Genomic DNA, 11,801 nt, shown 5'->3' with positions numbered 1-11,801 from the left:
CCGGGCTCAACCCTGAACGGATTTGTGGTCATTTATGGAAAAGTCGAAGTTGCGCAAAGTCGCTATGGGTGTGGCGCTGACGGCGGTGGCCGGGTTGTTGTTGTACGCGGTGCAGGCACCGGCGGAGGCGCCGCAGTATCTGACCGCGACGGTGGAGCGCGGTGATATCGAGAACGCGGTACTCGCCACCGGGTTGCTCGAGGGCATCAAGCAGGTCGATGTCGGCGCGCAGGTGTCGGGGCAACTGAAGTCGCTCAAGGTCAAGGTCGGCGACAAAGTGAAGAAGGGCCAGTGGCTGGCGGAAATCGATCCACTGGTACTGCAGAACACACTGCGTCAGGCCCAGGTCGACGAAGAGAACCTGCAAGCGCAGAAGCGTGCGACCCAGGCCCAGTTGCGCCAGACCAAGGCGTTGTTCGAGCGTTATCGGAATTTGCAGGAGGACGCTTCGATCTCCCGTCAGGATTTCGAAACCGCGCAATCGAATTACGAAGTGCAGCAGGCCAACCTGTTGTCGCTGGACGCGCAGATCAAGAGTGCGCACATTCAGATCGACACCGCCAAGGTCAATCTGGCCTATACGCGAATCATTGCGCCCATCGACGGCGATGTGGTCGGTATCGTCACCCAGGAAGGCCAGACTGTCATCGCTAACCAGTTGGCGCCGATCCTGCTCAAACTGGCTGATCTGGACACCATGACTGTCAAGGCGCAGGTCTCGGAAGCGGATGTGATTCACATCGCGCCGGGGCAGGAGGTGTATTTCACCATTCTTGGCGAGGACAAGCGTTACTACGGCAAGCTGCGCGGCACTGAACCGGCACCGCAGAACTTCCTCGAAACGCCTCCGGCCGGGACGCCGAAGCAGAACACGGCGGTGTTTTACAACGCACTGTTCGAGGTGCCGAACCCGGATCATCGCCTGCGCATTTCCATGACTGCGCAAGTCCGCGTGGTGCTCGACACCGCCAAGTCCGTGCTGACCATTCCGGTGGCGGCGCTCGGTGCGCGCAACAGTGACGGCAGCTATCCGGTGCGGGTGCTCGACGCCAAGGGCCAGGCCCAGGTTCGCACGGTGCAGGTCGGGATCAACAACAACGTCAAGGTGCAGATCAACGACGGCCTGGCGGAAGGCGACCGCGTGGTGATCGGTGATCCGGTGTCCGCCGTGGCGGGGTCCTGACCATGGCCGAAGCCCTGCTGCAACTGAGCGGCATCACCCGCAGCTTTACAGCGGGCGACCGCGAATTCCTGGCGCTGAAAAACATCGATTTGACGATCCACGCCGGGGAAATGGTGGCGATCATCGGTGCGTCTGGCTCTGGCAAGTCGACCCTGATGAATATTCTCGGTTGCCTGGATTACGCCACCGCGGGCAGTTACAAAATCAACGGCCGGGAAACCCGCGACCTCGACAGCGAGGCGCTGGCGGAACTGCGCCGCGATTACTTCGGGTTCATCTTCCAGCGTTATCACTTGCTGCCGCACCTCAGCGCCATGCACAACGTCGAGATTCCGGCGATCTACGCCGGAACACCGGAGCCGCAACGCCATGCCCGCGCCCGTGAGCTGTTGGCGCGGCTGGGTCTGGAGCGACATCTGACGCATCGGCCGAGCCAGCTCTCCGGGGGGCAGCAGCAGCGCGTGAGCATTGCCCGCGCGTTGATGAACGGCGGTGAAGTGATCCTCGCCGATGAACCGACCGGCGCCCTCGACACCACCAGCGGCAAGGAGGTCATGCACATTCTGCAAGAGCTGCACGCCGCCGGGCACACGGTGATCCTGGTGACCCACGACCCGAAAGTCGCGGCGAATGCCGAGCGGATCATTGAGGTCAGCGACGGCGAAATCCTCAGCGACCGCCGTAATGTGCCGGACAGTGACGCGTCGGCGAACGACGATCGGCTCGCGCCGCACGCGACCGCAGCGCGGCGTCTGGTCGCCAGCCTCGGGCTGTTCAAGGAAGCCTTCAACATGGCCTGGGTCGCGTTGATTTCCCATCGCATGCGCACCTTGCTGACCATGCTCGGCATCGTCATCGGCATCACTTCGGTGGTATCGATCTCGGCGATCGGCGAGGGCGCCAAGCGTTACGTGCTCAAGGACATTCAGGCGATCGGCAGCAACACCATCGATATCTATTCCGGGACCAGTTTCGGCGACAGCCGATCCGCCGCCATCGAAACCCTGGTGCCCGCCGATGTTGCAGCGCTCAATCAGCTGTATTACGTCGACAGTGCGACGCCAGTGGTCGGGCGCAATCTGCTGTTGCGTTACCGCAATATCGATGTCGATGCGCAGGTCAATGGCGTCAGCGATCTGTACTTCCAGGTGCGCGGGATCAAGATGGCCGCGGGCATTCACTTCAGCGAAAGCGATGCGCGGCGGCAGGCCCAAGTGGTGGTCATCGATCACAAGACCCGCCAGCGCCTGTTCGGCGAGCAGGTCGATCCGCTGGGGCAGGTGATCCTGATCGGCAATCTGCCGTGCACGGTGATCGGTGTGGCGGCGGAGAACAAGAACCTGTTTGCCGCGAGCAAATCGCTTAACGTCTGGGTGCCCTACGAAACCGCTGCCGGGCGCCTGCTGGGCCAGCGTTATCTGGACAGCATCAGCGTGCGCATCAAGGATGGCCAGCCGAGCAAAGTGGTGGAAGACAACGTCAACAAACTGATGCTGCAGCGTCACGGCACCAAGGATTTCTTCACCAACAACCTCGACAGCATCATGCAGACCGTGCAGAAGACCAGCCGCTCGCTGGCGTTGCTGCTGTCACTGATCGCAGTGATTTCGCTGGTGGTCGGTGGCATCGGCGTAATGAACATCATGCTGGTGTCGGTCACTGAGCGTACCCGCGAGATCGGTATCCGCATGGCGGTCGGCGCCCGGCAGTCGGACATTCGTCAGCAGTTTCTGGTGGAAGCGGTGATGGTCTGTCTGATCGGTGGCGCGATCGGCATTTCCCTGTCGTATGCCATCGGCCATCTGTTTTCGCTGTTCATCAAGGAATGGGAGATGGTGTTTTCAATGGCCTCGGTAATGACGGCGGTGTTCTGTTCGACCCTGATCGGTGTGGTGTTCGGCTTCGTACCCGCGCGCAACGCTTCGCGGCTCGACCCGATCGAAGCGCTGGCGCGGGACTGACCTCCCGTGGTCAGGGGGAGGCCGGGCTGTCCTGCGGCGAATACATCCACTTCATCAGCGAGTGCCGGCCGCTGATGCCCAGTTTGATCGCGGCGCGCTTGAGGTAACTCTCGACGGTGTTGACCTTCAGCTGCAACTGCGCGGCCAGTTCCGGCGCGGTGTGCCCGGCGAGCAGGCCGATGCACACTTCGCTTTCGCGGTTCGACAGTTTCAGCCCCAACTGCTGCAAACGCTCGTTGAAGCGCAGGCGCAGGGTCTCCAGCCCGCTGGTTTCGCTGGCTGGCGCCAGACTTTGCGCATCGACTTCAAGCGGCTGCACAGCGTTGATGTGTTTTTCCACCATCGGCAGCAGCACCGGGGAGATGTCCTGCAACAGGCTGCGTTCCTGAGCGGAAAAACGTTCCGACTGATCGTTGCGGTACACCGAAATCACGTAGCGGTAACCGTCCTTGCGCCGGGTCAGGTGCAATTGCGTGGCGTCGGCTGCGGTCGAGGATGGCTCGGGTGGCGGTCGGTCGCTGTGCTCGCTGAACAGGGTATCGGCTCGCAGCGCCTCGTCCTTCATCGGCTCGGGTTCGCAGCGCTGCGTCACCGGTTCGACGCGCATCTGGCGGATATGTGTGGCATCCACCGCCAGTTGCGTGCGGATCAAGTCATGCAGCATGCGCGGGAAATGGCGGCTGCCGGTGCTGGCGATGACCTTGCCGATGTGCGGGAACAGGTGTGAGTTCATGTCTTCATCCGTGAGTGGCATTGGGCGGGGCGTGTTTCTGCGGCACCCGGCGTAGAGCTCCTTGGCCGGAAAAAATCTGCAGGTTTGGATCCTATCCTAGTACAACGTTTCAACTTGCGTTTAATCAAGCGCCAATGTGTGCGTTGCGATGATGCGCGATTTAAATAGTATGACGATTGGAGGCTAGCGCAGAAACACGTACTCTTGCCGCTGCGCTGCAAAGACCAAAACAACAACAGGAGTCTGTAATGCAACCGATTCGTCTCGGCCTGGTGGGCTACGGCAAGATCGCCCAGGATCAACACGTCCCCGCCATCCTCGCCAACCCGGCATTCCAGCTGGTGGCGGTCGCCACCCAGGGCAAACCTTGCGCCGGGGTGGAAAATTTCCAGTCGCTGGGCGAGCTGCTCGAGAACGGCCCGACCGTCGATGCGATTGCGTTCTGCACGCCGCCGCAGGGGCGCTTCGCGCTGGTGCAACAGGCATTGGCGGCCGGCAAGCACGCGCTGGTGGAAAAACCGCCGTGTGCGACATTGGGCGAGGCCATGGCCTTGGTCGATCAAGTCGCCGGGCAAGGCGTCAGCGCTCTGTTCGCCTGGCACTCGCGCTATGCGCCGGGCATCGCCGCCGCCCGTGACTGGCTCGCCAGCCGCACCCTGCAAAGCGTGCAGATCGACTGGAAGGAAGACGTACGCAAGTGGCATCCGGGTCAGGCGTGGATCTGGCAACCGGGCGGCCTGGGTGTGTTCGATCCGGGCATCAACGCCTTGTCGATCATCACCCACCTGCTGGCACTGCCGCTGTTCGTCGAAGCCGCCGAACTGCGCGTGCCGAGCAACTGCCAGTCGCCGATTGCCGCCTCGATCAAAATGTCCGATGCGCGTCGGCTCGACGTGCGCGCCGAGTTCGATTTCGACCATGGTCATGACGAACTGTGGAGCATCGAAATCCGCTGCGCCGAAGGCGTCCTGCGCTTGGACAACGGCGGTGCCGTCCTGAGCATCGACGGCGTCCGGCAAAGCGTATCGGAAGAGGGCGAGTACGCAGCGGTCTACCGCCACTTCCAGCAACTGATCGGCGACAAGGCCAGCGACCTGGATCTGCAACCGTTGCGCCTGGTGGCGGACAGTTTCTTTGTCGGCAGCCGGGCGTTGGTTGAGCCCTTTTACGATTAAGGCTCGATTGTCCGGTTTGAGTGGACGGTGAAACGCTTTTCAGCCGATTTATCCCTTTGCTGTGCGTCAGTAATCTGTACCCAACTTGAACGCAACAACAAAACTTCAAACTTGAAAAGGGACGTACACCATGACCACTCCAACCTACAACCGCCTGAACAAAGACGACGCTATCGTGCTGCTGGTTGACCACCAGACCGGTCTGATCTCGCTGGTGCAGGATTTCTCGCCGAACGAGTTCAAGAACAACGTGCTGGCGCTGGCGGATCTGGCCCAGTTCTTCGACCTGCCGACGATCCTCACCACCAGCTTCGAACAAGGCCCGAACGGCCCGCTGGTGCCGGAACTGAAAGAGATGTTCCCGGATGCGCCGTACATCGCTCGCCCTGGTCAGATCAACGCTTGGGACAACGAGGACTTCGTCAAGGCGATCAAGGCCACCGGGCGCAAGCAGATCATCATTGCCGGTGTGGTCACGGATGTGTGCGTAGCGTTCCCGACCCTGTCGGCACTGGCGGAAGGTTTTGATGTGTTTGTGGTGACTGATGCGTCCGGCACCTTCAACACCACCGTGCAGCAAGCCGCGTGGAGCCGCATGACTCAAGCCGGCGCACAAATGATGAACTGGTTCTCGGTGGCCTGTGAGCTGCACCGCGACTGGCGCAACGACATTGAAGGTCTGGGTAACCTGCTGTCGCAGCGGATTCCCAACTACCGCAACCTGATGAACAGCTACTCGGCGCTGACGCAGCAGAAGTGAGTCATCGCTAACTAAAAAGCCTGCTTTGAAAGCAGGCTTTTGCGTTTTCACTCGATTGGCTGCGTTCTGTAAGTTTTATACAGTTGCTGAATGCCTTTTTTCCTGAAGATAACGTCCTTGCAAGGCCATGATTTCAGCCTTGTTCAAGACACCCTTTCGCTTCAGGTTGACCAGCAGTTGCTCCACACTGTCCAGTTCAACGGTATCACCGGCCAGCCGCGTTATCGTCACCGCCATGCGACTCACTCCGTCACGCTCGGTACCTACCCTGTGTTTTTCCGCGAGCTTGCGAACTTCGCTCGCGACGCTGTCAGTGGCTGATTCGCTCATCTTCTAACCCCTCGTTGTCTCTGTCGGAGCATAGCATGGCGTCCTTCTGGGGGATTAACCGTCAAGCATGTCGACTTTTGGCATTGTCCGGTTTGAGTGGACGGTGAAACGCTTTTCAGCCGATTTATCCCTTTGCTATGCGTCAGTAATCTGTACCCAACTTGAACGCAACAACAAAACTTCAAACTTGAAAAGGGACGCACACCATGACCACTCCAACCTACAACCGCCTGAACAAAGACGACGCTATCGTGCTGCTGGTTGACCACCAGACCGGTCTGATCTCGCTGGTGCAGGATTTCTCGCCGAACGAGTTCAAGAACAACGTGCTGGCGCTGGCGGATCTGGCCAAGTTCTTCGACCTGCCGACGATCCTCACCACCAGCTTCGAACAAGGCCCGAACGGCCCGCTGGTACCGGAACTGAAAGAGATGTTCCCGGATGCGCCGTACATCGCTCGCCCTGGTCAGATCAATGCCTGGGACAACGAAGACTTCGTCAAGGCGATCAAAGCCACCGGGCGCAAGCAGATCATCATTGCCGGTGTGGTCACGGATGTGTGCGTAGCGTTCCCGACCCTGTCGGCGCTGGCGGAAGGTTTTGATGTGTTTGTGGTGACTGACGCGTCCGGCACCTTCAACACCACTGTTCAGCAAGCTGCGTGGAGCCGCATGACTCAGGCTGGCGCGCAGATGATGAACTGGTTCTCGGTGGCCTGTGAGCTGCACCGCGACTGGCGCAACGACATTGAAGGCCTGGGTAATCTGCTGTCGCACCGCATCCCCAACTACCGCAACCTGATGAACAGCTACTCGGCGCTGACGCAGCAGAAGTGAGTCATCGCTAACTAAAAAGCCTGCTTTGAAAGCAGGCTTTTTGCGTTTATGACCGCCAGGCCAGCCACCGTTCGTCCATTGTCGGGCACTTGTCATGCGCTGGCATTTCACACGTTCAGGTACCTATCGCTGAATCACATCGGAGACCGACATGGACATTGACGAAAACGCACCGGGCAACCAGTCGCAACAAGCCGTGACGCGCACCACCGACAACGAAACGGGGCATGATCCCAAGCGGGAAAATTCCGAGGTGCCCTTGCCGCCGGACGATGAAGCGCCGGTTGAGGAAGACATGTCGGATGTGGATGCGGCCAACTCGGTTTCGACCGAGCATCCGCCATCACGCTGATCGAGCGATTTGATCGATGCCTCCCACTCTGGAATTAGAGTGAGAGGCTCTCCCGCGCACCCTGATGCAGTTCAGTCACCGACATGGTGAAGACCAGTTTCGACCGGCCATGGTTGGCATATCCATGCGCCACATCCGTACGCGCTACCGCCGAACACCCAGGCCCGACAATCAGCTCGGCATCGCCAACCGTCAAATGCAACGTGCCTTTCTCGACGTGAAACAACTCGGTGGTGCCGCTCGGGTGCCCAGATGAAGCAAACGACTCACCGGGAAACAACTCCCAGCGCCACAACTCGAGCATGTTCGGGCCGCTGGTGCCGGCCAGCAATCGTGCCGAACCGCCCAGCTCGCCGCTCCACAGCGTAGGGATGTCCTGACTGGCGATCAGGTGCGCCGCCGGGGTCGCGGCGACATTGACGAAGTCCGCCACGGACAAGCCCAGCGCCGCGGCGATCTTGCATAAGGTCGCGATGCTCGGGTTGGCCGAGCCTTTCTCGATTTCGACCACCATGCCTTTGCTCACGCCCGAGCGTCGGGACAGTTCGTCGAGCGTGATGCTCTGCTGTTTGCGTGCCTGTTTGAGCGTGCGGGAAACCGCTGCGCTGACGGTCTGGACGTCGGCGCCGGCCTCGGTCGGTATATTGACTTTCTTGGTCATTGATAGCTAGCATCGTTGGAAATTCGGGTTTGAGGGGGATTCTGGGATGCTGTCTGTCGTGCCGTCAATCGATCCGGCTGTGGCGCAACTCGCGCCGGGATTCAGAGCGCTGAGTATTGTCGTGCAAGCCGCACCGATTCTTGACGCTGAGGTGGCAGGTGTTGCGCTGGCCAGAGCCTGCCAGGCCGTCGCCGCGGGTGGCCCGCAGTGGGCACCTGCGCATTTGCAGGCCTGGGCCGACGTGTTCCGCCAGTTCGGCGCCAAGCCGCAGCGTACGCCTTGCTCGGCCGAAGCACTGCGCAAACGCGTATTGCGCGACGGCAACTTGCCGAGCATCGATCCGGTGGTCGACCTGTACAACGCCATCAGCCTCGAATATGCGATTCCAGTAGGCGGCGAAAATGCTCAAGCCTACGTCGGCTCACCGCGCCTGGTCGTGGCCGATGGCAGCGAACCATTCGATACGATGAAGGAAGGCCAGCCCGCGCATGAGTTCCCGGACGCTGGGGAAGTGGTCTGGCGCGATGACCAGGGCGTGACCTGCCGGCGCTGGAACTGGCGCCAGGGTGTGCGAACCCGCCTTGACGCCCAGGCCCAGCACATGTGGTTCATCCTCGAAAGCCTGCCGGCCATGCCGCTGGAAGCGCTGACCGAGGCCGGCGACAGGCTGATCGAAGGTTTGCAGCAAATGATGCCCGGCGCCGAGATCGAAAGCATGTTGATCGGGCCGGGGGCGCGGTAGGTTCGATAATGTCACTGAATCTTCAGGCTGGCAGAGTTCCCTTGTAGGAGTGAGCCTGCTCGCGATCGCGTTAGGCCAGTCAACATCTTCATTGACTGGCGTGACGCGATCGCGAGCAGGCTCACTCCTACAGTTGATTGGGTTTTTTCAGGAGGAATGTAGCCTCAGTAAGGGCTCGCCGTTGGGCGCACGATCAGTTCGCTGACGTCGACATCTGCCGGTTGTTCTACGGCGTAGGCAATCGCGCGGGCGATGGCTTCGGCGGGGATGGCGATCTTGCGGAAGGACTTCATCTCGGCGCGGCCGCCTTCGTCGGAGATGCTGTCGGCCAGTTCCGATTCGGTCACGCCCGGTGCAATGACGGTGACGCGAATATCGCCACCGACTTCCTGGCGCAAGCCTTCGGAGATCGCCCGTACCGCGTATTTGGTCGCGCAGTACACCGCCGCGGTAGGGCTGACCGCGTAGGCGCCGATCGAGGCGATGTTGATGATCTGCCCGGCACGCTGGCGCTGCATCAACGGCAGGCTGGCGGCGATGCCGTGGAGTACGCCACGGATGTTGACGTCGATCATGCGGTTCCACTCATCGACCTTCAGCGCGTCCAGCCGCGACAACGGCATGACCCCAGCGTTGTTGACCAGCACATCGACGCGGCCGTAATGCTCCACGGCGAAATCAACGAAGCGCTGCACATCCTGCTGATCGGTGACGTCCAGCGCGCGGTACTGCGCGTGGCCACCGGTGCCGTTGATTTCCTCGGCGATCAGCGCCAGACGCTCGGTGCGCCGCGCGCCCAATACCACTTTGGCGCCACGGCTGGCGAGCAGGCGTGCGGTGGCTTCGCCGATGCCGCTGCTGGCGCCGGTAATCACGATCACTTTGTCTTGAATGTTCAGCATGATGTCTTCCTCTTCGCGGTGCCCGGGAGTGGGCTTGGAAGAAGGTTAAGCGCGGCGGCTCACAGGCTATTAATCGATTCCTCCACGGGATTTGCCCAATTCTGCTGCATCGCTTTTCGACAGGTTTTCAGGCCCCGCGTGGCGCATCGCGGTAGGCACTCGGGGTGACCCCGACTTCACGGCGGAACACCTGGGAAAAATGGCTGGGACTGGAATAGCCAACCTCCAGGCCGATGTCGATCACGCTGCGCGCGGTCTCCAGTAACAGATGACGCGCGCGGCTCATGCGCAGGCGGATGAAGTATTGCGAGGGCGACAAGCCGGTGGCGCGCTTGAAGGTGCGGCTGAAGTGGTAGTCGCTCAGCTCGGCGATGGCCGCCAGATGACCGAGGCTGAAATCTTCCGTCAGATTCGCATTCATCGCTTCAAGCACCCGGCGCAGTTTGTAGGCGGGCAGGGCATTGTCGCGACGCGGGTTGCTGTTCGGGTCGAGATAACGACGCAGCAGATGGATCGCCAATGCCTGGGCCAGGCTGTGCACCAGCAGTGCGCTGGGCTGGCGTTGCTCGGTCAGTTCGATGCGCAGTTGTTCAAGGATGAAGCTGACCTGCTCGTCACGCGCACCGGACACGTCGATGAACGTCACTGTACCGGCCTGTTCGCCGAACGCTTCCCGCGCCGCTTGTTCGATCAGGCCCAGACCGAGGTACAGGTGCATGACTTCGAAAACCTCACAGCCTTCGGTCTGCCAGCGCATTTCGTAGGGTTCGCGGGTGTTGGTCAGGAAGAAATCGCCGGCCGTGACCTGGCTCGCCTGCCATTCGCCACCCAACGAACGTTCCTCGACCCGCGCGGTGCCGGCCAATACCAGCACCAGCAGCGGTTCGGCCACGCATGGCACGCGAATCGGTTCGAGCAGGGTCTGATGGCGGAACAGTTGCACCACTGCATCCTTGATCTGCGGTCGCGGCGTGGTGGTTTCCGCAACACCGGGCAAATGCTCTGGCATGGCCTCGGCGGCGATGCGCGCGGGCTGGCTGATTGTCGGTGTAGCGGGGCTGGCAGAGGGCACAGGACGCTCCATCAAAAGCTTCGGCTGCGGATGATTTCGAAGGTTAGGGCGGGCGAACGAGAAACTCCAGCGCAAAACTCCGACAGTCCCGGCAATCGCCCGAAAGCCCGGCGGCGGACAGTGCGCGACAGTAAAGCCGTGTTTACGACCGCGCCATCAGGCGCAACACCGATTCGCTATCGAGGAGTTAAAACCATGACTGATTTCAATCACACCCTGCCACAAGAAGTCGCCGGTAAAGTTGCCCTGGTCACTGGCGCTGCCAGTGGCATCGGCAAGGCGATTGCGCTGATGCTGCACGCTCGCGGCGCCAAGGTAATTGCCGAAGATCTCAACCCGGCTGTTGAAGAGCTGGCTCGTCCCGATCTGCTGCCGCTGGTGGCGGACATCACCGAGGACGGCGCCGCCGAACGCGCAGTAGGCCTTGCCGTCGAGAAGTTCGGTCGCCTGGATATTCTGGTCAACAACGCCGGGATCATTATCAACAAAGCGGTGATCGACATGAGTCGCGACGATTGGGAAAAAATCCAGGCAGTGAATACCACGGCGGCCTTCCTGCACTGCCGCGAAGCGGTCAAGGCGATGATCCCGAACAAGTCCGGCGCGATCGTCAATATCGCTTCCTATGCCTCGTACTTCGCGTTCCCGACGATTGCCGCCTACACCGCCTCCAAAGGTGCGCTGGCACAACTGACCCGCACGCTGGCGCTGGAAGTCATCGAGCATGGCATTCGCGTCAATGCCATCGGCGTCGGCGATGTGGTGACCAATATCCTCAATGATGTGGTCGAGGACGGCCCGGGATTCCTTGCGCAACACGGTGAAGCGGCACCGATCGGTCGGGCGGCGCAGCCGGAAGAAATCGCCGAGATCGTGACCTTTCTCGCTTCCGACCGCGCCAGTTTCATGGTCGGCTCGGTGGTCATGGCCGATGGCGGCATGACGGTAACCGCAGGCTGATAGCGGGGCGGCAAGCCATGGGCATGTGCGATCAGCTGCCCATGGCTTTACCAGAATCTGACCGACGCAGAATCAGGCAAATCTGCAGCATCTTTGATCTAGTCGTCGCTGGGTAAAACTGGCTACTCTTCCTC

Annotated in this window: 13 protein-coding genes; 8 read left to right on the top strand and 5 right to left on the bottom strand. The window is 60.8% G+C overall.

All coding sequences use genetic code 11. The annotated features are described in order from the left end of the window. Nucleotides 1-34: 34 nt before the first annotated feature. A complete protein-coding gene (macA, locus tag BLU71_RS11050) occupies nucleotides 35-1,183 on the top strand; it encodes a macrolide transporter subunit MacA (RefSeq protein WP_042609572.1) in 1,149 nt (382 codons plus the stop codon). Between the two features lie 2 nt (nucleotides 1,184-1,185). Beyond that, a complete protein-coding gene (locus BLU71_RS11045) occupies nucleotides 1,186-3,144 on the top strand; it encodes a MacB family efflux pump subunit (protein ID WP_083353081.1) in 1,959 nt (652 codons plus the stop codon). Nucleotides 3,145-3,154: 10 nt separating this feature from the next. Here BLU71_RS11045 and BLU71_RS11040 read toward each other — a convergent pair whose 3' ends face one another. After that, nucleotides 3,155-3,877, bottom strand: a complete 723-nt coding sequence (locus BLU71_RS11040) for a helix-turn-helix transcriptional regulator (RefSeq protein ID WP_083353080.1) — start codon at nucleotides 3,875-3,877, stop codon at nucleotides 3,155-3,157. A gap of 248 nt (nucleotides 3,878-4,125) precedes the next feature. Between BLU71_RS11040 and BLU71_RS11035 the strand changes: the two genes are divergently transcribed. Both BLU71_RS11035 and ycaC (BLU71_RS11030) read left to right on the top strand, forming a co-directional pair. Continuing rightward, complete coding sequence (locus tag BLU71_RS11035; protein WP_064361987.1) at nucleotides 4,126-5,052, top strand: Gfo/Idh/MocA family protein; 927 nt, start codon at nucleotides 4,126-4,128, stop codon at nucleotides 5,050-5,052. 130 nt (nucleotides 5,053-5,182) lie between these two features. Continuing rightward, nucleotides 5,183-5,812, top strand: coding sequence for an isochorismate family cysteine hydrolase YcaC (ycaC, locus tag BLU71_RS11030; RefSeq protein ID WP_083353079.1), 630 nt, complete (start codon nucleotides 5,183-5,185; stop codon nucleotides 5,810-5,812). Between the two features lie 75 nt (nucleotides 5,813-5,887). Here the strand turns inward: ycaC (BLU71_RS11030) and BLU71_RS11025 are convergent, their stop codons facing one another. Beyond that, entirely contained in the window at nucleotides 5,888-6,142 is a 255-nt protein-coding gene (locus tag BLU71_RS11025) for a hypothetical protein (RefSeq protein WP_065617030.1), read from the bottom strand. A gap of 206 nt (nucleotides 6,143-6,348) precedes the next feature. Between BLU71_RS11025 and ycaC (BLU71_RS11020) the strand changes: the two genes are divergently transcribed. Both ycaC (BLU71_RS11020) and BLU71_RS11015 read left to right on the top strand, forming a co-directional pair. Continuing rightward, a complete protein-coding gene (gene ycaC / locus BLU71_RS11020; protein WP_064361986.1) occupies nucleotides 6,349-6,978 on the top strand; it encodes an isochorismate family cysteine hydrolase YcaC in 630 nt (209 codons plus the stop codon). A 151-nt stretch (nucleotides 6,979-7,129) separates the two neighbouring features. Further along, the gene (locus tag BLU71_RS11015; RefSeq protein WP_083353078.1) at nucleotides 7,130-7,330 is read left to right on the top strand and encodes a hypothetical protein; all 201 of its coding nucleotides are present in this window, start codon (nucleotides 7,130-7,132) and stop codon (nucleotides 7,328-7,330) included. 34 nt (nucleotides 7,331-7,364) lie between these two features. Here the strand turns inward: BLU71_RS11015 and BLU71_RS11010 are convergent, their stop codons facing one another. Further along, the gene (locus BLU71_RS11010) at nucleotides 7,365-7,991 is read right to left on the bottom strand and encodes an XRE family transcriptional regulator (protein ID WP_083353077.1); all 627 of its coding nucleotides are present in this window, start codon (nucleotides 7,989-7,991) and stop codon (nucleotides 7,365-7,367) included. Nucleotides 7,992-8,037: 46 nt separating this feature from the next. Here BLU71_RS11010 and BLU71_RS11005 point away from each other — a divergent pair, with 46 nt between their 5' ends. Beyond that, nucleotides 8,038-8,733, top strand: coding sequence for a B3/4 domain-containing protein (locus BLU71_RS11005; protein ID WP_083353076.1), 696 nt, complete (start codon nucleotides 8,038-8,040; stop codon nucleotides 8,731-8,733). A gap of 164 nt (nucleotides 8,734-8,897) precedes the next feature. Here the strand turns inward: BLU71_RS11005 and BLU71_RS11000 are convergent, their stop codons facing one another. Both BLU71_RS11000 and BLU71_RS10995 read right to left on the bottom strand, forming a co-directional pair. After that, on the bottom strand, nucleotides 8,898-9,635 hold the full coding sequence (locus BLU71_RS11000) for an SDR family oxidoreductase (protein ID WP_064361981.1): 738 nt from the start codon (nucleotides 9,633-9,635) through the stop codon (nucleotides 8,898-8,900). A gap of 127 nt (nucleotides 9,636-9,762) precedes the next feature. Then, nucleotides 9,763-10,644, bottom strand: coding sequence for a helix-turn-helix domain-containing protein (locus BLU71_RS10995; protein WP_083354331.1), 882 nt, complete (start codon nucleotides 10,642-10,644; stop codon nucleotides 9,763-9,765). A gap of 258 nt (nucleotides 10,645-10,902) precedes the next feature. Here BLU71_RS10995 and BLU71_RS10990 point away from each other — a divergent pair, with 258 nt between their 5' ends. Beyond that, nucleotides 10,903-11,667: an SDR family NAD(P)-dependent oxidoreductase gene (locus BLU71_RS10990; RefSeq protein ID WP_083353075.1), complete on the top strand. Its 765-nt coding sequence runs from the start codon at nucleotides 10,903-10,905 to the stop codon at nucleotides 11,665-11,667. Nucleotides 11,668-11,801: the final 134 nt, after the last annotated feature.

The sequence above is a fragment of the Pseudomonas moraviensis genome (genome assembly GCF_900105805.1).
Lineage (GTDB): Bacteria > Pseudomonadota > Gammaproteobacteria > Pseudomonadales > Pseudomonadaceae > Aquipseudomonas > Aquipseudomonas moraviensis_A.
This window is presented reverse-complemented; position numbering and strand designations above follow the sequence as displayed.

Excerpts from the sequence above, each read along its gene's own strand:
- macA (WP_042609572.1), top strand. The coding sequence starts at position 35 with ATGGAAAAGTCGAAGTTGCGCAAAGTCGCTATGGGTGTGGCGCTGACG.
- ycaC (WP_064361986.1), top strand. The coding sequence starts at position 6,349 with ATGACCACTCCAACCTACAACCGCCTGAACAAAGACGACGCTATCGTG.
- BLU71_RS11025 (WP_065617030.1), bottom strand. The coding sequence starts at position 6,142 with ATGAGCGAATCAGCCACTGACAGCGTCGCGAGCGAAGTTCGCAAGCTC.
- ycaC (WP_083353079.1), top strand. The coding sequence starts at position 5,183 with ATGACCACTCCAACCTACAACCGCCTGAACAAAGACGACGCTATCGTG.
- BLU71_RS11015 (WP_083353078.1), top strand. The coding sequence starts at position 7,130 with ATGGACATTGACGAAAACGCACCGGGCAACCAGTCGCAACAAGCCGTG.
- BLU71_RS10990 (WP_083353075.1), top strand. The coding sequence starts at position 10,903 with ATGACTGATTTCAATCACACCCTGCCACAAGAAGTCGCCGGTAAAGTT.
- BLU71_RS10995 (WP_083354331.1), bottom strand. The coding sequence starts at position 10,644 with ATGCCAGAGCATTTGCCCGGTGTTGCGGAAACCACCACGCCGCGACCG.
- BLU71_RS11045 (WP_083353081.1), top strand. The coding sequence starts at position 1,186 with ATGGCCGAAGCCCTGCTGCAACTGAGCGGCATCACCCGCAGCTTTACA.
- BLU71_RS11010 (WP_083353077.1), bottom strand. The coding sequence starts at position 7,991 with ATGACCAAGAAAGTCAATATACCGACCGAGGCCGGCGCCGACGTCCAG.
- BLU71_RS11000 (WP_064361981.1), bottom strand. The coding sequence starts at position 9,635 with ATGCTGAACATTCAAGACAAAGTGATCGTGATTACCGGCGCCAGCAGC.
- BLU71_RS11005 (WP_083353076.1), top strand. The coding sequence starts at position 8,038 with ATGCTGTCTGTCGTGCCGTCAATCGATCCGGCTGTGGCGCAACTCGCG.
- BLU71_RS11040 (WP_083353080.1), bottom strand. The coding sequence starts at position 3,877 with ATGAACTCACACCTGTTCCCGCACATCGGCAAGGTCATCGCCAGCACC.
- BLU71_RS11035 (WP_064361987.1), top strand. The coding sequence starts at position 4,126 with ATGCAACCGATTCGTCTCGGCCTGGTGGGCTACGGCAAGATCGCCCAG.